Below are 20,838 nucleotides of genomic sequence, written 5' to 3'. Positions count from 1 at the left end.
CATGGCGTCCGTTCACGCGCAAGACAAGGGTGGCTGATCCGTCGGTTGTTGCCAACCGACGGATCGAGGCCAGTTTCACATCATGCCAGATGATGGGGCTGTTGCAGACCATAGACCGGGGTTTCAAGCCCGACGTGGCGCGCCTTCAGCTGAAGCGACAGATATTGCGAGTAGTGGCGCGACTGGTGCAGGTTGCCGCCATGAAACCACAGCGCCTGTTGCTGGGTCGGTTTCCACATGTTGCGTTGCTCCCCCTCCCACGGGCCGGGGTCCTTCGTCGTGTTGGAGCCGAGACCCCAGCACTTGCCGACCTTGTCTGCCACCTCGCGGGAGATAAGATCTGCGGCCCAGCCATTCATCGAGCCGTAGCCGGTTGCGTAGACCACCAGATCCGCCGGCAGCTCGGTGCCGTCCTTCAACACCACTGCATTTTCCGTGAGATGCGAGACATCCACGCCGGATTTCAGCTTGATCGAGCCGTCGATCACCAGATCGCACGCGCCGACGTCAATGTAGTAGCCGGAGCCGCGACGCAGATACTTCATGAAGAGACCGGATTCGTCGTCGCCGAAGTCCAGCATGAAGCCGGCTTTCTCCAGTGCCGCGTAGAAATCTGCATCCTTTTCGCGGATCCTGTCGTAAATCGGGATCTGGAACTCATGCATGATCCTGTAGGGGAGCGAGGCGAAGATGAGATCGGCCTTGCGCGTCGTCATCCCACTCGCAACCGCGCGTTCGGAATAGAGATCGCCAAGACCGATTTCCATCAGCGAGTCCGATTTGACGATGTGGGTGGACGACCGCTGCAGCATGGTCACGTCTGCGCCGGCCTCCCAAAGGGCGGCGCAAATATCATGGGCCGAGTTGTTGGAGCCGATCACCACGACCTTTTTGTCCGCATATGCATCCGGGCCAGGATGTTGCGACGAGTGCTGCTGTTCACCCTTGAAGATATCCTGCCCTTGAATTTTCGGCACGTTTGGCTTGCCCGACATGCCGGTTGCCAGGACCAGCTGTTTCGGCCGCAGCACGACGTCCTCACCGGCTCGGTTTACGACAACCGTCCATTCGCCTTTGGCCTCGTCATACTGCGCAGATTTGCACGTCGTTGAGCCCCAGTAATTCAGCTCCATGACCCTGGTATACATCTCCAGCCAATCGCCCACCTTGTCCTTGGGGGTGAAGACCGGCCAGTTTTCCGGAAAGGGGATATAGGGGAGGTGATCGTACCAGACGGGATCGTGCAGGCAGAGCGACTTGTAGCGCTTGCGCCAGCTGTCGCCCGGCCGCTCGTTCTTTTCGATGATGATCGTCGGAACGCCGAGTTGACGAAGGCGCGCACCAAGCGCGATGCCACCCTGGCCGCCGCCAATAATGACGACATAGGGCTGCTCGGAGTAACCGAGTTCGCTGGCTTCGGCCTCGCGCTTTTCTTTCCAGGTCCGGCGGTTGCGGTCGTGTCCGTGCTCGGCGCCCATGGGACGGCGCATGCCCTTCGGCTCTTCGTGACCCTTTAGCTCGCTCATCGTGGTCAGCAAGGTCCAGATCAGTCCGTCCTTCAGGCGGATATGGCCGTATCCACGCGCTGTCGCAGTCTCGAACTCAAACCAGCCTTCGGTGACGCCACCGCCTTCCGAGGCCGGCTCTTTACCGTCTTGCACAAAGCCCGAAGGCTTAATTGCGGCAAGCTGGCTCTGCAGCATGTCGCGGATCTCTTCGCGGCCTTCCAGCGTCTTCAGGTTCCAGGTGAAGGTCACCAGATCGCGCCAGTGGCAATCGGCCTGAAACAGGTGGATGGCAGCATCTATGTCGCCAGCTTCAAGCGCTGTGCCGAGCTTGGATAGAACAGTGTCGATTTTGGTGGCGGGACTGACGTCAAGCATATTCATCTCCTCCATTGGTTGCTTGGGTCTCGTGGCAAGCGGCGGTCTCTCCCCTTGCCAGCCTATTGACCTGCCGCATTCCGGGCTCCTCTTCCCGGGTTGCGACAGGGATGGGCTATTTGGAAAGATCGATGAGGATCTTCAGATGCGTGCCGGCCGGGTCCAGCAAGGTATCGAAGCCCTCAGACACGGCGGTATCGAGCGTTATGCGCTTGGTGACGATCTTCGTGGCGGGTAACAGCCCGGAGGCAATCAAACGGATCACGCGGGGCCAGTAATGGGTCGGGTAGGCCCAGGAGCCCTTGATTTCCAGGTCCCGGAAAGTGACCTGGAACCAATCGAGCGGATTTTCGTGGGGGTGGAGGCCGGTCTGGACCACGACGCCCTGCTTGCGTACCGCATCGGCACAGGCCTTGAGTGCATGTTCGTTGCCGACGCATTCGATCGCGACATCGCAGCCGACAAGCCCTTCGGTGGCCGAGCGCACCACATCGCCGACATGATCGCGCTTCGGGTTGATGGTGATCACGTCGGGGATGACGTTGCGAGCAAGTTCGAGGCGCGCATCGTTGAGATCGGAGACGAAAAGCTGTGCGGCACCGGCGGCGCGGGCGGCGAGAAGCGTCAGCATGCCGATCGGGCCGGCACCCGTCACCAGGACGCTGTTACCAGCGGTTACACCACCGCGGTCGCAGGCATAGACGGCAACGGCCGTCGGTTCGACCAGCGCTGCTTCCTCATCGGTCATGTCGTCCGGAATTTTCTGGACGTTGTATTCATTGACCAGCGCTGCCTCGGCCATGCCGCCGCCGTCCCAGCTCAGTCCGACGAGCGCCAGTTGCGGGCTCAGATGGAAGAGACCGCGATCGGCAAAGTAATCGCCGGATCGCGGCATGACCAGCGGCTGGATCGATACGCGGTCACCGACGCGCACAGAGGTCACGCCCTCTCCGATGGCCTCGACCACACCGCCGAATTCATGGCCGAGGATCTGCGGACCATGCGCGCCGGTGAACGGGTGCGGCTCGGTGGGCACGAAGATCGGACCGTAGCTGTATTCGTGGAGATCGGTACCGCAGATGCCGACGAAGCGGTTACGGACGAGCACCTGGCCCGGTCCGGGATGTTTCGGATCTGGAACATCCTCGATCCGCAGATCCTTGGCCGCATGAAATCTAAGGGCGCGCATTTTTTTCCTCCATGGCGTCTGATGCCAGAGAAGGTGCAATGCCCATGCCAGACGCGTTCCTAGGCTAAGACGCCGGAGATTGCTGGGGTTTCGCGACAGGCCGGTTTTGCATTCCGCCACAGCTGTGGTGCTACAGCTGTGGCGCGTGCCTCACTCAGTGAGGCTTGCCGATGCCGAGCCTGCGCATCCGACGATGGAGCGTGGTGCGATCAATACCAAGCCTTCTGGCCGCCTCGGAGACATTGCCGTCGCATGCGGCAAGCAGCGTACGGAGATCGAGTTCCCGTTCATCGGCCACAGGCGTTGTCGAGGCGAAAACCAGATGCTCTGGGAGATCGTCCACCGTGATGAATCCGTCGTCGCAGAGCGCTGCCGCGAAGGCTATCGCATTGTCCAGTTCGCGAATATTGCCCGGCCAGCGATGATGCGCGAGCGTCAACCGCGCGGCGTCGGAGAGAGAAAGTAGGCGGCCCGGCACGCTGTGCTTCTCCAAGGTCCTCTCAAGCAGCCACAAAAAGTCCTCCCGCTCTCTCAACGGCGGCAACGTCATGACGGCGGTATTCAGCCGATAATACAGGTCCTCGCGGAAGTCTCCGGTAAGGACCATGTCCCTCAAAGGGCGGTGCGACGCGGAGATGACCCTGAAATCAACCTTCTGCGGGGTCGAGCCGCCGACCGGCAGAACCTCTCCCTCGGCGAGAACACGCAGCAGCCGGTTCTGTGCGACAAGCGGCATATCGCCAATCTCATCCAGGAAAAGCGTGCCCCCATCCGCTTCCTCCACGAGCCCTTTGCGTCCCTTCGGCAAAGCGCCGGTGAAGGCGCCTGGAAGATAGCCGAACAACTCGCTTTCGATCAGCTGTTCGGGAATGGCTGCGCAATTGATCGTGACGAAGCGGCCGGAGAGCCCGCTTAAATCGTGAATGATGCGCGCCAGATGCTCCTTGCCGGTGCCGGTCTCGCCCTGCAGCAGGATCGGGAGTTTCGAAGGTGCAAGCCTCTTCACCTTCCGCTGGAGGTTCTGGATCGCCGGTCCGCTCTCGCCAATTCTGGAAACCGTCGCCTCAGGTTTCGACCTCGCGAGCGGCACGGTGGATCTGGTCTGCTGCGGCTCGATTGCATGCGCGTAAAGGATGGTCCCGCCTTTCACCACGATCCGCCTTTCCTGCGGAAGGCTGGAGCGGGTATGGGAAGCAAGCTCATCAAGGTCAGCTTCGAAAAACGCCTCGACGCGCTGTCCGAGAAGTTCGTCCGGCTTTCGCCAGTCCAAACCTCGTGATGCGGCAAGGAAGCGGGCAGCGCCATGGGTCATGCCCGTGATCCGGCCGGCGCCATCGACTGAAAGGGCCGCCTCTGGATCGACATCCAGAAACTCCGGTGCGCTGGCAAAGCGCAGGACGAGATCATGTCGGCTGCTCGCCATCAGGTTTGCCAGTTCTATGCGTCGGACCGTCGAAGACACGAGATGGCGGGCCATGTTCTGGCTTGTCTTGAGAATGGGAGAACTCAGAAGCGAGATATCCAACACGGCCGCGAGAGCACCTTGCGTATCGTAGATGGGTGCGGCCGTGCAGGAGAGCGGCGTATGCGTGACATCGAAATGGTCGGTCTGGTGAATGGTCAGCGCTTCGCCCGTCGCAATACAGGCCCCTACAGCGCAGGTGCCAGCGCGGGGCTCGGACCACTCCGATCCGAGGTAAAGTCCTGCCTTGCGCAGATTGTTGTTGAAGGAGGGATCCCCCAGGAATTCCACCGTCACGCCCTGCCGATCGGAGAGAAGGAGAACGTAATTCTGCTCCGCCACCTGGCGGTAGAGCGCTTCCAGGGCGGAACGGGCAATGTGCACCAGATCTCCGGATCGCTGCCGATGTTCGCGCAGCCGCGTGTCCGAAACGATCACCGCTTCCCGCGCTTTTGCCGGGTCCAACTGGTAGGTATCGAGGCAGCGTCTCCAGGATTCCAGGACGACGGCATCGCGACCGGTGTTCCTGCCATCTGCGACATGCTCGATTTCTTTGATGTGATCCGAAACATTCATAGACTGCCGGCTTTCGATCGCCGCCTCCCATGGCTCTCGCAGAGAGCTTAACCAGTTTCGGTTTGGGTTTCCACTCCGGTGCTCCCAATGGTTGCCGGAAGCGGAGCAGACTTGCGACTACAGCATCGTGCTTTGCAAAAATCGGCCTCGATGTTCGGAAAGTACAATGTGTCGATTCAAAAAGGTCAGGCATCCTTTGTGCGTCCAGCAGGACGCACGGCGCTTTAGTTCAAATAGAGAATGCTGGCATTCAGAAGCGTGGCAAAGCCGACCCAGGCCGCGTAGGGGATGAAGAGCAACATCGACAGCCGGTCGCGGCGGGAGGTCAGAATGATGAAGGCGATGATGCAGATCAGCATCGGAACGATGATGATCAGGCCCGCGGCCGGGCTCTGCATGCCGAAGAACATCGGCGACCAGAGGAAGTTCAGCAGCATCTGGCTGCCCCAAAGCTGCATCCGTCCGCCCATACGGCTTCGCAACCATGTGCGCGCGCCAGCAATGGCGATCATCACGTAGAGCGTCGTCCAGACGGGGCCGAAAATCCAGTTGGGAGGATTGAATGGCGGCTTGTTCAGGGACTGGTACCAGTCGCCGGGAACGTTGTTGATGCCGATCAACGCGCCACAGGTCACGACGACAGCAATAAAAACGAGATAGACGACGAGCGCGTTCTTCATGCCGCATGAATGGTGGCGACAGGCTTTGGTTCCCGCGCTATTTCAACAAATTAGCGAGAGGTGCGTGCGATGTGCTGGTCCCATGAAACAGCATTCATCCGGCCCGCAAAATCTCCGTCATAGGAGGAGGCAATGACGCCACTGTTCGATGCGGCGACGCCTGCCGCTTCGCGCAATGTGGTCTGCGTCAGCACCGTGCCGCGCTTCTCGTCGAGCGTTACGAAGGCGTTGCCGTTGGGAGACGTCAACCCGACCACACCCGCCTCGCGGTTGACCGCGATGGCCCCGACATAGTTGGCTAGCCGGCCGGTTGTTTCATCGGGCAAGTCAACGAAACGCAGATCGTCGCCCTCGGAAAAATAGCCTGCCAGTGGGGGCAGGTCATTGCGCGGTCCTTCATATTGGCAGGCGAACCAGATCCGACCGTCATTACCGAGATCGACGTGGCGGGTGGAAAGCTGTTTCAGCTGCTCCGGAAGTGTGTGTTTCTGGATCAGGTTGCCGGTCGCAGCCTCCAGAAGCACCAGCGAGGGCTCCATGCGATCGATATTGAGTTTGGTGCGGCCAAAATCCGGGTGTGTCTCGATACCGCCATTGGCAATCACGATCATCGCGCCGTCGGCGCTCACCGTCATGTCGTGGGTGCCGATCCCGTGGGCGTCATATTCGCCGAAGCGGCGGAAGCCGTCGCGGGCATCGTAAAGGCCGATGACGCCACGATTGCCGTCGAAGTCGTTCTCGCTGGCATAGAGGATCGTACCATCCGGCGAAAACTGTCCATGACCGTAAAAGTGCCGCCCCTCGGGTGTGTTGATCACCACTGGAGCGCGACGATCGCGTGCATCGAAGGCGACGAAGAAGGTGCCCGGCCTGCGGGCGAAAGCGACCGTCATACCCGTCTCCGGGCTGAAAGCCATACCATGCGCGCGTGCCGGCAAGGCGACCCTGTCGATGATCTCTCCCGCCTCGCTGAGCGTCGCCACGCCATAGGCGCCGTCGCGACCGCGGAAGGCGGAGGCGAAGACGGCGTCGGTGCGCTCGAGCGCGAAGAGCGAGCGCGGCGCAAGCGAAGCCAGAAAGGGGACGCCGGCAGCCTTGATGAAGCTGCGTCTGTCGATAAGAAGCCGCCGGTCCTTGTCCACGTCAGTCTCCGTCCGAGAACGAAAAACCGGAGCTCAGACCGATGGCGCCGCCATACTGGTCGTTGATGCGGTAGATCAGGTCCTTGCCGTTCAACAGCAGGTAGTCGACCTTGGCGCGCTCCTTGTCGTCAGCCAAGGCTTTTTCGACATCGGGATTTATGGTGCCGGAGACGCGGACCATGGATTTGGCGATGAAGTCGATGGAGCCGATGATCGAGCGCTGATCCGGTGGCAGGAGATCGCCAATATGGGCGGTATGCAACAGGTCCTGGACGGCGGCGATGTTGTCGCCGATGCTCTTCCAGGTGAGACCGGAGCGCCAGTAGATAGCGGTGCGCGGAAATTTCACATTGTCCGGCCCCTTGTAGAAGGTCTCGACGCGCTGGTCGCGGATCGCTTCAGACGCATGAACGAGCACGCCGAGAAGGGCAACGAGTGCCTCCCGCTCATCGCGAAAGACGGGGTTGTCCGGGCCCGGCTCTTTCCAGTTCTTTGCTGTCCCATCCGGTGCCGTCCAGATCGTCACCAGTTCATTTCCGATATTGGCAAGATTGCCGGCGATCGCCGCGCCGTAGCGGCAGCGGAAATCGTTCTTCTGGCTAGTCAAAGCCTCGGCGCCAGTGCCGTAGAGCACGAATTCAAGAGCGCCGAGCCCCTGTGCTGCGACGCTCTTTGTCTTCAATCCTTCTGCCGTCGTCACGCTCTCATCCTTGTCGGCGAGATAGCGCTGCACCTGCTTCAAGCCCAGACCCTTCTTGTCTGGATAATAGAGAATGCGCTCGAAACGGTTCTGTTCGGTGACCGGACCGACGCGGACGATTTCGATATGCGACCAGGCGTCCACCGTATCGGCAAAACCTTGCTTTGCATCGTTCATCTTACTGGCGGATGGATCGGCACAGAGCGCCTGCATCTTGCTTTCCAGCGCGCGTGCCTTGTCTCGGAACGTCTCATAGCCAGGGCGGATAAACCCGTCGACGGCCTTTTCCATCGTCGCACGCACCTTGACGGGGTCGAGCGGCGGCGGTGGCATCAATTCGACATCCTGGGCCTTAGCCGTACCCATGAAGAGAAGGATCGTCAGCGGCAGGCTTGCCAGAAGTTTACGCATCGAAATGTCCATCAAAGAGACTCCAGAAATGTCAGCAATGCCTGCCGGTCGGATTTTTGCAAGGCGGCAAAGGCGTCGCGCGCTTTTTGTGCCTCACCCCCATGCCAGAGAATGGCTTCGGTCGGGCTGCGGGCCCGCCCGTCATGCAGGTAGAATTCGTTGCCGTTGACGGCGCCCGTCAAGCCAATACCCCAGAGCGGCTGCGTGCGCCATTCCCTGCCTGTCGCGTCACCAACCTGCTGCCCATCCGCCAGACCGTCGCCCATGTCATGCAGAAGAAAATCCGAATAGGGCCAGATCAGTTGGAAAGAGTGAAGGGGATCGTCGGCGTTTCGTCTTGTGACAAATTTTGGCGTGTGACAGGTCGCGCAGCCGCTGTCGTAGAACATTTGTTTGCCGCGCAGAACGTCGGGGGCATCCACATTGCGTCGAGCAGGAACGCTCAGGTTTTCGGTATAGACCGTCACGAGATCGAGGACAGGAGAGGGTGCTTCGGTGTCGCCCAACCGCTTTTGCACGCCGGTCGGCATGGCAAGACAGTCCGTCTGCCTTTCCGTGCAATCCCCATAGGCATTGGGCGAGTCGGGTGTCGATATGCCCAGATCATGCGAAAAGGCCATCGCGGCCTGATCCCGCACCGTTACGTTCTGGGCTTTCCAGCCGAAACGACCGAGCGACAACGTGCCTGAACGATGGTCGCGAACGAAGGCGGGCTTGCCGGAAAATCCATCGCCGTTTTTATCCTCAGGATCGGCGTTGGCGAGAATGTCTTCTTGAGCGATCGCTTCGATCAAGCCCAAGCCAAGCGTCGGTTGCGCAATCCGGGGTGAGATGGAGGTTGTGGCTTCGAAAGGTCCATCGACCAAGCCATCGACGCGATAGGTCGGCTTGCGCAGTGACACGATTTCGGCGTCGCCAAGCGTAACCGTCCGCTCCTCATAGGAAACGGTCAATTTGCCCTCCGCCTGCAAACCCGGCACGGCGAGGTTTTGCAGTTGCGCGCCGTAGGTCACGTCGGGAAAGTTGAGGACCCGATGATCCTGGAGAAGCTTGTCCTCGTCAGGCGTGCGTGGAGCGCGTGCAAGGCGGGCGATCATCGAGACGGCATCCTCGCCCTCACGCGGCGGGCGCCCGCGTCCGTCATTGATATGACAGGTCTGACAGGAGCGGGCGTTATAGAGCGGCCCCAATCCATCGGAGGCCTGCGTCGATGAAGGTGAGGACACCCACAGCTTCTGGAACAGCGCATGGCCGAGCTTGAAGTCCTGCTCCAGGGCGATGTTGGCGGAGGGTTGGGAGAAGGACGTATTGCCCGGCGCAACCCTCGTTGTTGCCGCACCGGCGGACATGGCTTCGAAAGGCTCGGCCTTGGAGAAATCGGTCGTAGGCCTAGTGACGGCGCGAACGCGATCGAGATCGCTTTGGGAGATGTCACGGCGTGTCGCATCGGCAGCCAGTGACGGCAGGCCGCATATGAGAAGGGCGAGGGTGGGCGTGACAAGCCGAACGAGATCAGTGCGCTTCATGTCCTCGGCTCACGATGACCCGGCTTGGAGAAATGGAAACGAAGTGATGAGGCCGTCCTGGATGGCAGCCTCATCTATTTTTCGGATCAATCTATCTTACTTGAAGACGGCGTTTGGATTGTCGAGGCTCTGGGACCCCTCAAGCTCGATCTTGCCGAGGTCGAGAGCCGCAATCACGCGTTCGATCGTCTTGGTCTGGTCGAGAAGCCCGTCGATGGCGGCCTGCACCACGGCGTTACCCTCCTTGTTGCCTTCGCCAATCATCTGGTCGTAGGCCTCAACGGTCTGGGCGCGCTTTTCCATCGCGTGCATGGCATCGAGCGTCTTGTTGAGCTTCGCTTTCATCTCGTCGTCCAGCTTCTTGTCGCTGGCGGCAACGAGTTCGGAGAGCGAAGGTCCGGTCATCTTGGTGCCGTCGGCGCGGGTGTATTCGCCGGTATAGGCCGAAGCGATGCCTATCGCGTCGTTGAGATGCGAATTATAGGTGTTGTCGGAGAAGCAATCATGCTCTTCTTCCGGATCGTGCAGCAGCAGGCCAAGCTTCATGCGCTCGCCCGCAAGCTCGCCATAGGACAGCGAGCCCATGCCGGTGAGGATCGCGGACAAGCCCTTCTTGGGATCGGCTTCGACGTTCTTCGTCGCCTCGCCGTCCGGCGCCCAGTTCGCGGCCATTTCCTTCAGATCGGAGACCAGCAGGGTCGAGGCGGCTTTCAGATAATCGGCGCGGCGGTCGCAATTGCCGCCCGTGCAGTTCTTCGTGTCGTAGTCGGTGTAGGGGCGGTTGCCCGCTCCCGGGCCGGTGCCGTTCAAATCCTGACCCCACAGCAGAAACTCGATCGCGTGATAGCCCGTGGTGACGTTGGCTTCCACTTCGCCGGCTTCTGCAAGGCTTCTGATCAGCTCGGGCGTGATCTTGGATGCATCGACCACTTCTCCGCCAACGGTCAGTTTCTTGTTGGCGATGATGTTGGCCGTGTAGAGTTCGTTCTCGTCGCTCTCAGTGCCGTAGGAACTATCGACATAGTCGATCAGGCCTTCATCGAGCGGCCATGCATTGACCTTGCCTTCCCACTCATCAACGATCGGGTTGCCGAAGCGATAGACTTCAGACTGCTGGTAGGGAACACGCGCCTTGATCCATGCTTCGCGGGCAGCTTTCAACGTCGCGTCACTCGGCGCTGCAATCAGCGCGTCGATCGCCTTGTCCAGCGCTTGTGCGGTGGTCAGTGAATCCTGATACTTCGCCTCAGCCAACTCGGCATAATGCTTGACCACGGCGGCGGGATCGGTCGCTGCTCTTGCGGGAGCCGCGGTGAAGGCTGACGATGCAGCGAAAAGCGCCATGCTGGCGCTCAGAACGGTTTTGCGAAACATGCTCTCTCCTGTCCAGCACTGCGGTAACGAGGCTGTGAAGGCGAGTTCTGAACCAATCATAAACTGGTGTCAAATATTCTAGTTTAGAAGATTTCCAACAAACGGACTAACACGGTCTTATTGCCTTGCAGCAGCGTTTATATGAGGAAATCCTTTCTAGCCCTTGCGAGTCATGGCGCAGAAGAAGAAGCCATCCGTATCCGTCGTCGCTGGCGTCAGAGTTACCGTTTCACCATCTGCGGAATGGTGCCTGGTAGCGGCCGGTCCGAACGTCTTCGTCCACCGGTCAAGTGCCGACGTGATGGAGAATTCCGGGTTTTTGGCGCAGAAGCGACGAACCTGACGCTCGTTTTCTTCCGGCAGCACGGAGCAGGTGACATAGAGAAGTTCACCACCCGGACGCACAAAGGCCTTTGCCTGATCCAGAGCTTCGGCCTGTTGACCGACGCGCTCTTCAAGATTGCGTTGCGTGATGCGCCATTTTGTGTCGGGCCGCCTGCGCCATGTGCCGGTGCCCGTGCACGGTGCGTCCACGAGAACGCGGTCGAACTTGTCGCGGAACGCGTTCAGTCCGGCCGGCCTGTCATGCACCTGAACGTTTCGGGTGCCGGCACGTTTCAGACGCTCGATGATCGGTGCCAAGCGTTTGCGATCGGCATCGAATGCGTGAACCTGGCCCTTGTTGTTCATGGACGCGGCCATGGCCAGCGTCTTGCCACCGCCACCGGCGCAATAATCGAGGATCTGCTCACCTTCCGTGGCACCTGCCAGATCGGCGACGATCTGCGAGCCTTCGTCCTGCACCTCGAACCAACCCTTCTGGAAGGAAAGCTCGGCTGTGACGTTGGGTAGGCGCGACGGACCTTCGCCCGCTGGAATGCGTATACCTTGACGCGCGATGCGGGTCGCGACGGCGCCGGTCTCTTCCAGCGCCTTGAGCACCTTGTCGCGGTTTGCCTTCAGCGTGTTGGCACGAAGGTCGAGCGTCGGGCGTTCATTCAGTGCTTTTGCCTGTCGGAGCCAGTCGTCTTCAAATGCCGCCACAAGCGATGGCTGAACCCATTCCGGAATATCGCCCTGGATGTACAGAGGCGCGTCGGCCAGCGAGCGGCTTTTCAGTGCGTTGATTGAATCTTCGGAAAGAGGCGGGGGTGCGAACTTATCGCCATCGAACTCTTGCGCCAGTTGCTCAGGCGTTTTGCCCCATTGGCGCAGCATGACGGCGTAGCCCAGCGCGGTGGCGCTATCGTCATCCATCAACCATGCGTGGGACAGTTTCATGCGAAGGGCATCGTAGACGATGTTGCCGATGGCGGCCCTGTCGCCGGAACCAGCGAAACGATGCGCCAGTCCCCAGTCTTTCAGTGCGTCGGCGACCGGGCGTCTGCGCGCCTCGATATCTGCCAACACTTCGATTGCTCCGGCCAAACGCCCGCCCAAACGCATTGTCTACCTCATTCTGTGATGCCCGGTTGGTAGACGCGAATGGCGGCGAGGGCAAGGCTTAGGCTGGAATTCCCGAACAAGCGCTTCGGAAATCAAAGCATGGTTCACGTCAAGCGCCTAAACGGCCTCGCGAGAACGACATGCGGCAAAACAAGTCTTACTTGGCGGCGACGATCTCGTAGCAGACTTTCGCCGTACCGGAGCTAACCATGCCGAGGTTCTTGGCTGCAGCCTTGGACAGGTCGAGAACACGACCCTTGATGAACGGGCCACGGTCATTGATGCGAACGACAACCGCTTTGCCATTGCGTGCATTGGTCACCTTGACCTTGGTGCCGAACCGCAAGGAGCGATGCGCTGCGGTCAGATTGGAAGGATTCATCCTTTCGCCGGAAGCAGTCTTGGAAGTGAGAGCATACCAAGATGCGCCGCCGCAACCATTTGCGGCACTGGCTTGAAGAGGAGCGATAAAACAGCAGGCGGCAATAGTTGCTGCCGCGATAGTCATGCGTCGGATAGTCGTCAAACTGTGCTTCCCTGATACTCGGCCCCGCGCCGAATGAATTGCGGAGAGTTTAGGGACGCGGAAAAATGGCAAAAACTTGCCTTCTTCCAATCACGAACTGTTACAGACTGTAACATTCGTGATCGATAGCGTGAAAGTCAATTTTAGATAGCCGTCTATGGTTTCGGAAAAATTTCTTTAGAATCAAACCACAAGCGCAAAAGGATTGCGGCACCAGCCTCCGAGTCATGACTTCACAAAAGTCGAGTGAAATAATTTTCTAAAAGCTGAAAAAATCCTCTAAATTTGCACATTAATAAAAGGTTAAAGACAAATTTGACGATGATAAACATTCTCAAAACGCCACTTGGATGGATTTTTCACCCTTTGAAGATGAACGTTCATTCATCTTTCCAGGTGCCGCTTTCCCACAATTGGCGCAGCGATCCGCGGTAATCGGGGTAGCGAAACGAAAAGCCCATGTGGCGGAGCTTGCCGTTCGAGACCCTTTTGTTCTCGCCATAGAAGGACCGGGCCATGGGGCTGAGTTCCGCCGTCTCGAAGGATTGTTCGGGAGGAGGGTCGATCGCCATCAGATCCGCGGCGAATGTCACGACATCTTGCGGTGGTGCCGGCTCGTCATCCGTCACGTTGAAGATGCCGTTGGCGTTGTGCGACACAAGGAAAGCGCTCACTGCCCCGATGTCCTCGACGCGGATGCGATTAAAGACTTGATCCTGCTTGATCAGGCGCCGGGCAGTCCCCTTTTCCAGGTTCATGAATCCGTTGCGGCCCGGTCCATAAATGCCCGACAGACGCAGAATACAGAGCGGCACCGAGGCGTCGTTCGCCGCTTTGATCCACGCCTGCTCAGCCTCCACGCGCTCCAGCGAGCGCGCCGAAACGGGCTTGCAAGGCGTTGCCTCATCGACCCATGCGCCATCGTGATTGCCGTAAACGCCGACGGTGGAGAGATAGGCAGCCCATTTCAGCTGCGGCATGAGCGATTGCAGATTCCCACCGCACAGGCGCAACAATGGATCGCCCGTCTTGCCAGGAGCAATCGATTGGACGAGATGGGTGACGGTTGAGAGTGCCGCGCGCAAATCGTCATTGAGCATTTCACCATCGAAGATGAAGGGGGTGATGCCGAGCGATTGCAGCCTGTCGGCCTGGTCCGCGCTTCGCGTGGTACCACACACCCGGTCCATGCTGTCCTGAAGACTTTTGGCGATTGCTTTGCCGGAATATCCGGCACCGAAAATCATCAGCTGCGACATCTATGCTCCTGCGATACGCCACTCTTCCTGCACATCCGAATCGTCTTCGGTCGTGTGCGCCGCAGCGTAAGCATGGAAGCTATGGCTGTCCATCAACTGTGAGAGTGCCCAGACGGCCATGCCGCGCACCTCCGGTGATGCATCACTTGCCAGACGCTTGCACTGTTCGACCAAGCGTTGATCCTTTGAATTGCCGGCCGCGATCAGAACGTTACGGATGAAACGATTGCGACCAATCCGCTTGACTGGTGATCCGCTGAAGAAGGTTCGGAATGCAGCGTCATCGAGCCCAAGAAGAAAGTCGATGGAGGGTTCCTTGAGATCCTCTCGCGCCTGCAACTTCATTTCCGATGCGCTGGCGGCGAACTTGTTCCAGGGGCACGCAGCAAGACAATCGTCGCAGCCATAGATGCGGTTGCCGATCATCGGTCTGAATTCGTGCGGTATAGGCCCTTTATGCTCAATCGTCAGATAGGAAATGCAGCGCCGTGCATCGAGCTTGTAGGGCGCCGGAAAGGCATTGGTCGGGCATGTCTCCAGGCAGGCGCGACAGGAGCCGCAATGATCCCTCTCAGCCTCATCGAGACAGAGTTCGGCCGTGGTGAACATGCTGCCGAGAAAGAGCCATGAGCCGAAGGAGCGGCTGACGAGATTGGTGTGCTTGCCCTGCCAACCAAGACCGGCAGCGGCAGCCAGCGGCTTTTCCATCACCGGCGCAGTATCGACGAAGACCTTCACGTCCTCTTCGGCACGCGCCGCAAAGCGTGTTGCAATCTCCTTTAGCCGTCCTTTGATGACGTCATGATAATCGCGGTTGCGGGCGTAAACGGAGATTGCGGCCTTGTCCGGCTGTTCAAGGATTGTGCGCGGGTCTTCATCCGGTCCGTAATTCAGGCCGAACATCACGATCGAGCGGACATCGCCCCACAGGGTCTTGGGGGAGGCCCGCCGCTCCTGCGTTTCCGCCATCCAGCCCATGGTGCCGTGGAAGCCACTGTCGAGAAATTCACGCAATCGGTCCGGCGCCAGCGGAATAGCGTCCGGTGAGGTGATCCGACAGAGGTCGAAGCCAAGCGCCGTTGCTTCCGCTTTGACGAAATCCGTCAGCTTGCGGGCGCGCAGCTCCTGCTTCTGCAAGACCGTGTCGATTGCTTCTCTCCTGGGACGCCTGCCGGCACTGCGCCGACTGAGACGCTATATATAATGCGTGGTGACAGGATTAGAAATCGAGATCGGCATAATGGGAAGAGGGTGCCAGACGCGGCACGCGTTCTGCCAGCAGCGGACGGAAGGACGGGCGCGACTTCACCCGCTGGTACCATTCCTTGGCAATCGGCGCTTCCAGCCAGTTGATCTCCCCGAGATAGTCAAGGATGGAGACTGACGCTGCGGCCGCGAGATCGGCATAGCTCAAGCGATCACCGGCGATCCAGGTACGCGAACCCGCAAGCCATTCGAGATATTTCATATGCTGGCGGATGTTCGACCGGGCGGTCCGCAGAAGTTTCGAGTCCGGCGGTCCGCCACCTTGGGCGGCCGTCATCTGCAATTTGTAGACACGCTCGCGCACCAAGGGCTTGGTGACGTCGTTTTCCATCTTCTGAAGAAACCACTCGGTCAGACGACGGATTTCAGCGCGTTGAAACGGTTCTTCCGCCAGAAGACGACGATCGCGCTTCAGCACGCCATGCGCCTCATCCAGAAACTCCGCCAGCACATAAGGCCCACAGAGCGAGCGCATGTTGTCGTCGAGATAGACGGGCAAGGTACCGGCCGGATTGAGCGCTAGAAATTCCCGCCTCTTTTCCCAAGGCTGCTCCTCGACAAGATCGATCTGGAAGCCATATTCGGCAAGGATCAGCCGGACGAACCGTGATGCTGTCGACATGGAGGAATGATAAAGAGTTGGCATTTGCGCTCAGAGTTTGTGTTTCTTGCGGTTGCTTATCTGTGGTGGAAAAAAGCTCAAAGTGCGGCTTCGGCACGAAATAATAGACGAAGTTTTTTTAACGTAACTTTAATGCTGCGTTGCACCACAGCATGGGCGCGAAAATCGAGACGATTTTCGGAAAACGCAATGGAGGCTCGAATAAGATGGAGCGTCCCTTGTGCATCCAAGGATGCACGGGACTCTTTCTCTTTCGTGACGGCCTTGAGCGGCTGCAATAAAAAAGCGCCCTGGATTTTCCCTCCGGACGCTTAGCCTTTTCACGCAACGGCCGTCAGGGCCATCGACCTCACTGCGCAGAGATGGAGCTCGTTGCGCATGGGTCAACCCCATAGGCAGGAGAGCAACCGGTCTTGCCCGCGGCAACCGTGCCCGGAGCCATGAACGAACCTGCCAGAACAACCAACGCCGCACACGCAAAAAAGAGTGCGATAGACCTGCCCATTTCTCATTGCCTTTCAAAATTAAAATACGAGCGGTCACGCCGCTGCTTGGTTGTTCGATGGAGGATGTGTCGTGATTGTGGCGTTTACCAATAACTGACGTTGCTGAACACCGGGTTAACGTGAAGACTTTTCCACCGTTGCCCTTGCGCCACGCTTGCGGCATTCCCCACGCGTTTCCGCGACATTCCCACCCCTTGAACGTAGCGACGAATTCATTGCCGGACGCTCGTTGGGGTCATAACGGGTGGAGTAATCTTTGGTTGCAGCGCGTTTTGAAAAAAACCGCAGGCATCGTGCGGCAGTCGCAATCGACTTCATCAAAGCACGCGGTGCGTCAACTCAGAGAGTTGAAGCGCCGTTCGTGCTGAGAAGAGGAAGAATTGTGCTTTAAGCGGCTTTTCCCGCATTGCTGAACTGGCCGTGCGGGCGATAGCTGACCAGATAGGACGACAGCACCGAGGTGATGCGAACGGGGGTGATCCCCATACCTTCCAACGTCAGACCCGCCTTCTCAGCCTCAGCTGATACCACATTGTCATTCTTCAAAAGGGCAATCTGGTCGGAGGTAAAGGGAGGCTTGATCAGCGGAATGAGGGACGCCACCGAACCCATCAACGAGGCAATGCCGAACGGCAGGTTGATCATCGGGCGTTCGCGGTAGGTTGCTTCCAGTACCGCCTCGAGACATTGACGGAAGGTCAAAACGTCCTGGCCGCCAAGCTCATAGGTGGCGCCGGGCTTCAACTGACCATCGACGCTGCGGGCAACGGCTTCTGCGACATCTTCGACATAAACGGGCTGGAACTTCGTCTTTCCACCACCGATCAACGGCAGGAAGGGAAGCGTGCGGGCCATGCCGGCGAACTTGTTGAAAAAGTCGTCCTCAGGGCCGAAGACGATGGATGGGCGCAGAACGATGGCGTCTGGCAGGATGGAGCGGATCGCGGCTTCTGCGCGGCCCTTGGTGCGGGCATATCCGATCGAAGAATCCGCATCGGCGCCGATTGCCGAAATATGGGTCAGCGTCGCGCCTGCCGCTTTTGCAGCTTCAGCGACGGCGCGCGCACCAAACTCCTGCACGGCGTCAAAGGTGTTGCGGCCGTTTTCGAACAGCAGCCCGACGCAATTGACGACGTGATCGGCATCTTCGACAGCACGGACGATCGAGTCCTTGTAGCGCAAGTTCGCCTGGGCAAAGGAGATTTGGCCGACATTACCGAGCGGCTGCAGGAAGCCTGCGAGATCCGGTCGGCGCACCGCAACGCGGATGCGATAGCCGCGCTTTGCGAGCGTGCGAACCACATGCCGCCCGACAAAGCCCGAGCCGCCAAAAACGGTGACGAGAGGAGGAAGGTTGGCCAAGGGCATGGGACGGCTCCTGCGAAGCGTTAATGGATATATTCTGGTGTCTTAGCTGAAAGCTCGGCGCACGGGAAGAGCGAACAGCATGAAGGATCCTTGGGATTGGACTCTTGGCTGAAGGACGGGAAAAGTTGCGAAAGACGATGCGAGTAGCGTCAAGAGTCTGCGACTGGCTGCCGCCTCGTAGCTATGAAGTTATGAATGAGAAACAAAGCATGAATTGCGATGATGCAGAAAATCGCGGTCTTCGTGTTTTCCGCCGCCACCTGCCAACCAAGAAGTGTATTGATGCCATCTACAACCAATGGTCCCCGAGCGACAGCCACGGAAACAGGAAGTCGAGTTTCCGTTAAGAACATCGCCGACGTCACCATTATGAGACCGTAAGAGAAAATTGTGTCCGCAACCGCAACGGTGCGGAAATTGATGGGGAACTGATTGCTTGAGGTAAGCATACTCATCACCACTGACGCGGAAAATAACACCAGGAAATAAGCGATCAGGCCCGCGATACCCAGGAACACCACAGCGAATATGAAAAAGTCGTTGGCTTTGACGAACTCAAAGCCTTGTGAATAAACGATTGGCAGCCATGTCACGCAGACGAAGATCAAAAATCGGATGAAGAAAAACATCATGATAGGCCATTCCGCGTGAGCTTAACAGCAAATCCGTCCGCCGTGCCTCAAACTCCCTCGACAACCACCATTTCCGCATCGGCCACTTCCTGGCGAATTTTAGCAGCGGCTTGGTACTCGTCGGAGTTATAGCAATCGACGGCGTGCTGCATCGAAGGGAACTCGATGATGACGTTGCGGGCGCGTGCCTGGCCTTCCAGTTCTGTGAAGGCACCGCCGCGAGCGATAAACTTTGCACCATACCGTTCGAAAGCCGGCTTGGCTGTCGCGACATAATCCTTGTAGCGCTCGGCATCGCGAACATCCACGCGGGCGATCCAATAGGCTTTGGTCATGGCTTTCGTCCTATCGATTGGCTGGGAAGCTGGCCCGCAGCATTTCGTCCAGAATGGCGCGTGCCGCAGCCTTCGGGTCTGCCGCCTTGACGATGGGACGGCCAACGACCAGATGGCTCGAACCGCCCTGAATGGCGTCGAAAGGTGTGACGACGCGCTTCTGGTCTCCGGCGTCTGCACCGGTCGGGCGAATGCCGGGGGTGACCACCGCCATGTCGGGTCCAAGGATGTCGCGGACGGCTGAGGATTCTTCAGCCGAGCAGACGATCCCGCCCATGCCTGCTTCTCTCGCCTGTTCGGCGCGCTTGAGCACCAGCGACCGCGCGTCACCCTGATAGCCTGCCTCCACCAGATCGGCATCGTCCATGGAGGTCAAAACCGTGACGCCGAGAAGCGTAAGATCCGATCCCTTGGCTGCAGCAACAGCAGCACGCATGGCCTTTGGATAAGCGTGCAGGGTCAGCATCGACATGCCCATCTTGGCGATGTTTTCCACGCCGGAGGCGACGGTGTTGTCGATATCCAAGAGCTTCATGTCGAGAAAGATTTTCTTGCCGCTCTGCGCAAGCTCGCGGGCGAACTCCAGCCCACCGGCGAAGACCAGCTGATAACCGATCTTGTAGAAGATAACATCGTCGCCAATGGCGGTGACGATCGCCTCGGCCTCCTTGACGGTTGGAACATCCAGGCCAACGATCAGGCGCTCGTTCGTGGTCATCATCTTCACCCCTGCCAATTTTCGATGGGCGTCCAGTCGCATGTCACTTTCCGGTCCGCAAGATCGAATCTGAAAAGATTGCCACCGCCGGGCGACTGGTCGGTGCTGCGTCGGATGACATCGTGGCTGAGGTGACTTTTAAGAAGAGTTCCGACCGCGCCATGACCGATGAAGGCAATGGGCTGGCTGGGATCGTGGGCGGCGAGGATGGTTTCGACCGATTTTACAATGCGAGCCTGTGCGTCGGCTGCGGTCTCCCAGCCTTTGTAGCTTGCATGCGGATGGGCGAAGAACCAGTCGGCTGCCTTTTCGAAGAGGTCAGGCGGAAGAAAGCCGGTCGCGCTTCGGTCGTTCTCGTGCATGTCCTCAACAGTTTCGGCGTCGAGACCGCTGGCTCGGGCAAGATATTGCGCCGTTTCGATCGCTTTCGTCTCGGTGCTGCTGACGATACGGCGCAAGTCGCGGGCCCAGGGCTGCGAAAACGCCCTTCGGGCTCTTTCTGCCCCTATATCCGATAGTCCCCACTCGGGAACGGGAACGTTCGGATCGATGCGGACCTGCGGATGGGTTATGTAGAGAACGTACATCCCCAAAGATTAGACTAGGTGCGGGTGTAGGTCCACAGCTGCGCAGGCGGAATGTTGCGCACCACGAAGTCGAAATGGCGGATATGATAGAGGTGAGGCTGCGCCACGATCGGCGAGACCGGGCCATAGGAAATCTGAACGACGGGACGGCCGTGCGGGACGCGGTTCAGCAGCTCATCCAGTAGCTTGATTCGCGCAGCCATCGGAAAATTCAGCATGGGAACGGCGGAAATGACGCAGTCGAACATCTGGTCCTTCTGCTCGCCCAGCGTCTTGTCCAGATCGAAGGCGTCGCCATTGATGAAGTTCACGCCGGGATAGCTGCGCAGAAGCTGCTGATAGAAATCCGTCGAATATTCGATTGCCGTCACCTGATCGGGCCGAAGACCGCGGCCGAGGATGGCTTTGGTGATAACGCCGGTTCCGGGTCCAAGTTCGAGAACGGGAAGGCCTGAATGAGGGTTGATGACGCTTGCCATCCGCCGCGCGGTAATGCCGGAGGTGGGAACGATCGCACCGACTTTTTTCGGCTGATTGACCATCCCCTTGAAGAAGCGGATTTCTTCTTCGAATTTTCGGCCGAAGCGTTCTTTCAGGCTCAGTCCCATTTTTTGTCCCCTTAGTTGTCGT

General features: G+C 58.8%; 19 protein-coding genes. All 19 read right to left on the bottom strand.

Annotation, left to right across the window (positions count from 1 at the left end; genetic code table 11):
* Nucleotides 1-80: 80 nt before the first annotated feature.
* Nucleotides 81-1,883, bottom strand: a complete 1,803-nt coding sequence (locus EYC79_RS12545) for an NAD(P)/FAD-dependent oxidoreductase (protein ID WP_130978199.1) — start codon at nucleotides 1,881-1,883, stop codon at nucleotides 81-83.
* Nucleotides 1,884-1,998: 115 nt separating this feature from the next.
* A complete protein-coding gene (locus EYC79_RS12540; protein WP_113326110.1) occupies nucleotides 1,999-3,072 on the bottom strand; it encodes a 2,3-butanediol dehydrogenase in 1,074 nt (357 codons plus the stop codon).
* Nucleotides 3,073-3,226: 154 nt separating this feature from the next.
* Entirely contained in the window at nucleotides 3,227-5,110 is a 1,884-nt protein-coding gene (locus EYC79_RS12535) for a sigma-54-dependent Fis family transcriptional regulator (protein WP_130978198.1), read from the bottom strand.
* Between the two features lie 224 nt (nucleotides 5,111-5,334).
* Nucleotides 5,335-5,790, bottom strand: coding sequence for a TspO/MBR family protein (locus EYC79_RS12530; protein ID WP_062443797.1), 456 nt, complete (start codon nucleotides 5,788-5,790; stop codon nucleotides 5,335-5,337).
* Nucleotides 5,791-5,840: 50 nt separating this feature from the next.
* Nucleotides 5,841-6,932 (bottom strand): DUF1513 domain-containing protein, encoded by a 1,092-nt coding sequence (locus EYC79_RS12525; RefSeq protein WP_130978197.1) that lies wholly within the window; start codon nucleotides 6,930-6,932, stop codon nucleotides 5,841-5,843.
* A gap of 1 nt (nucleotide 6,933) precedes the next feature.
* Nucleotides 6,934-8,055, bottom strand: a complete 1,122-nt coding sequence (locus tag EYC79_RS12520; RefSeq protein WP_130978196.1) for an imelysin family protein — start codon at nucleotides 8,053-8,055, stop codon at nucleotides 6,934-6,936.
* Nucleotides 8,055-9,569: a di-heme oxidoreductase family protein gene (locus EYC79_RS12515; RefSeq protein ID WP_130978195.1), complete on the bottom strand. Its 1,515-nt coding sequence runs from the start codon at nucleotides 9,567-9,569 to the stop codon at nucleotides 8,055-8,057. The genes EYC79_RS12520 and EYC79_RS12515 overlap by 1 nt, the downstream gene beginning before the upstream one ends.
* Nucleotides 9,570-9,665: 96 nt before the next feature.
* Entirely contained in the window at nucleotides 9,666-10,943 is a 1,278-nt protein-coding gene (locus tag EYC79_RS12510; RefSeq protein WP_130978194.1) for an imelysin family protein, read from the bottom strand.
* Between the two features lie 156 nt (nucleotides 10,944-11,099).
* Nucleotides 11,100-12,389 (bottom strand): RsmB/NOP family class I SAM-dependent RNA methyltransferase, encoded by a 1,290-nt coding sequence (locus tag EYC79_RS12505; protein ID WP_130978193.1) that lies wholly within the window; start codon nucleotides 12,387-12,389, stop codon nucleotides 11,100-11,102.
* A gap of 157 nt (nucleotides 12,390-12,546) precedes the next feature.
* Nucleotides 12,547-12,915, bottom strand: coding sequence for a septal ring lytic transglycosylase RlpA family protein (locus tag EYC79_RS12500; protein WP_112359003.1), 369 nt, complete (start codon nucleotides 12,913-12,915; stop codon nucleotides 12,547-12,549).
* Nucleotides 12,916-13,295: 380 nt separating this feature from the next.
* Nucleotides 13,296-14,174, bottom strand: coding sequence for an SDR family oxidoreductase (locus EYC79_RS12495; protein ID WP_130978192.1), 879 nt, complete (start codon nucleotides 14,172-14,174; stop codon nucleotides 13,296-13,298).
* Nucleotides 14,175-15,311, bottom strand: a complete 1,137-nt coding sequence (queG, locus tag EYC79_RS12490) for a tRNA epoxyqueuosine(34) reductase QueG (RefSeq protein ID WP_245495273.1) — start codon at nucleotides 15,309-15,311, stop codon at nucleotides 14,175-14,177.
* Nucleotides 15,312-15,393: 82 nt separating this feature from the next.
* The gene (locus EYC79_RS12485) at nucleotides 15,394-16,086 is read right to left on the bottom strand and encodes a glutathione S-transferase family protein (protein WP_062423668.1); all 693 of its coding nucleotides are present in this window, start codon (nucleotides 16,084-16,086) and stop codon (nucleotides 15,394-15,396) included.
* Between the two features lie 869 nt (nucleotides 16,087-16,955).
* Nucleotides 16,956-17,936: a complex I NDUFA9 subunit family protein gene (locus EYC79_RS12480; RefSeq protein WP_111847294.1), complete on the bottom strand. Its 981-nt coding sequence runs from the start codon at nucleotides 17,934-17,936 to the stop codon at nucleotides 16,956-16,958.
* Nucleotides 17,937-18,085: 149 nt separating this feature from the next.
* On the bottom strand, nucleotides 18,086-18,568 hold the full coding sequence (locus EYC79_RS12475; protein WP_130978190.1) for a hypothetical protein: 483 nt from the start codon (nucleotides 18,566-18,568) through the stop codon (nucleotides 18,086-18,088).
* 47 nt (nucleotides 18,569-18,615) lie between these two features.
* Entirely contained in the window at nucleotides 18,616-18,903 is a 288-nt protein-coding gene (locus EYC79_RS12470; RefSeq protein WP_130978189.1) for a DUF1330 domain-containing protein, read from the bottom strand.
* 10 nt (nucleotides 18,904-18,913) lie between these two features.
* Entirely contained in the window at nucleotides 18,914-19,621 is a 708-nt protein-coding gene (gene pyrF / locus EYC79_RS12465) for an orotidine-5'-phosphate decarboxylase (RefSeq protein ID WP_062600631.1), read from the bottom strand.
* A gap of 5 nt (nucleotides 19,622-19,626) precedes the next feature.
* A complete protein-coding gene (locus tag EYC79_RS12460) occupies nucleotides 19,627-20,208 on the bottom strand; it encodes a histidine phosphatase family protein (RefSeq protein WP_130978188.1) in 582 nt (193 codons plus the stop codon).
* 14 nt (nucleotides 20,209-20,222) lie between these two features.
* Nucleotides 20,223-20,816 carry a phospholipid N-methyltransferase PmtA gene (gene pmtA, locus EYC79_RS12455; protein ID WP_062423673.1) on the bottom strand — a complete coding sequence of 198 codons (594 nt, stop codon included), beginning with the start codon at nucleotides 20,814-20,816 and terminating at the stop codon, nucleotides 20,223-20,225.
* Between the last annotated feature and the right edge of the window lie 22 nt (nucleotides 20,817-20,838).

This window comes from Agrobacterium cavarae, from assembly GCF_004310285.1.
Classification (GTDB): Bacteria; Pseudomonadota; Alphaproteobacteria; order Rhizobiales; family Rhizobiaceae; genus Agrobacterium; species Agrobacterium cavarae.
The sequence above is the reverse complement of the archived record's forward strand: the minus strand, read 5'-3'. Positions and strand labels throughout refer to the sequence as shown.

Excerpts from the sequence above, each read along its gene's own strand:
- EYC79_RS12545 (WP_130978199.1), bottom strand. The coding sequence starts at position 1,883 with ATGCTTGACGTCAGTCCCGCCACCAAAATCGACACTGTTCTATCCAAG.
- EYC79_RS12540 (WP_113326110.1), bottom strand. The coding sequence starts at position 3,072 with ATGCGCGCCCTTAGATTTCATGCGGCCAAGGATCTGCGGATCGAGGAT.
- EYC79_RS12535 (WP_130978198.1), bottom strand. The coding sequence starts at position 5,110 with ATGAATGTTTCGGATCACATCAAAGAAATCGAGCATGTCGCAGATGGC.
- EYC79_RS12530 (WP_062443797.1), bottom strand. The coding sequence starts at position 5,790 with ATGAAGAACGCGCTCGTCGTCTATCTCGTTTTTATTGCTGTCGTCGTG.
- EYC79_RS12520 (WP_130978196.1), bottom strand. The coding sequence starts at position 8,055 with ATGGACATTTCGATGCGTAAACTTCTGGCAAGCCTGCCGCTGACGATC.
- EYC79_RS12515 (WP_130978195.1), bottom strand. The coding sequence starts at position 9,569 with ATGAAGCGCACTGATCTCGTTCGGCTTGTCACGCCCACCCTCGCCCTT.
- EYC79_RS12510 (WP_130978194.1), bottom strand. The coding sequence starts at position 10,943 with ATGTTTCGCAAAACCGTTCTGAGCGCCAGCATGGCGCTTTTCGCTGCA.
- EYC79_RS12505 (WP_130978193.1), bottom strand. The coding sequence starts at position 12,389 with ATGCGTTTGGGCGGGCGTTTGGCCGGAGCAATCGAAGTGTTGGCAGAT.
- EYC79_RS12495 (WP_130978192.1), bottom strand. The coding sequence starts at position 14,174 with ATGTCGCAGCTGATGATTTTCGGTGCCGGATATTCCGGCAAAGCAATC.
- EYC79_RS12485 (WP_062423668.1), bottom strand. The coding sequence starts at position 16,086 with ATGCCAACTCTTTATCATTCCTCCATGTCGACAGCATCACGGTTCGTC.
- EYC79_RS12480 (WP_111847294.1), bottom strand. The coding sequence starts at position 17,936 with ATGCCCTTGGCCAACCTTCCTCCTCTCGTCACCGTTTTTGGCGGCTCG.
- EYC79_RS12475 (WP_130978190.1), bottom strand. The coding sequence starts at position 18,568 with ATGATGTTTTTCTTCATCCGATTTTTGATCTTCGTCTGCGTGACATGG.
- EYC79_RS12470 (WP_130978189.1), bottom strand. The coding sequence starts at position 18,903 with ATGACCAAAGCCTATTGGATCGCCCGCGTGGATGTTCGCGATGCCGAG.
- pyrF (WP_062600631.1), bottom strand. The coding sequence starts at position 19,621 with ATGACCACGAACGAGCGCCTGATCGTTGGCCTGGATGTTCCAACCGTC.
- EYC79_RS12460 (WP_130978188.1), bottom strand. The coding sequence starts at position 20,208 with ATGTACGTTCTCTACATAACCCATCCGCAGGTCCGCATCGATCCGAAC.
- pmtA (WP_062423673.1), bottom strand. The coding sequence starts at position 20,816 with ATGGGACTGAGCCTGAAAGAACGCTTCGGCCGAAAATTCGAAGAAGAA.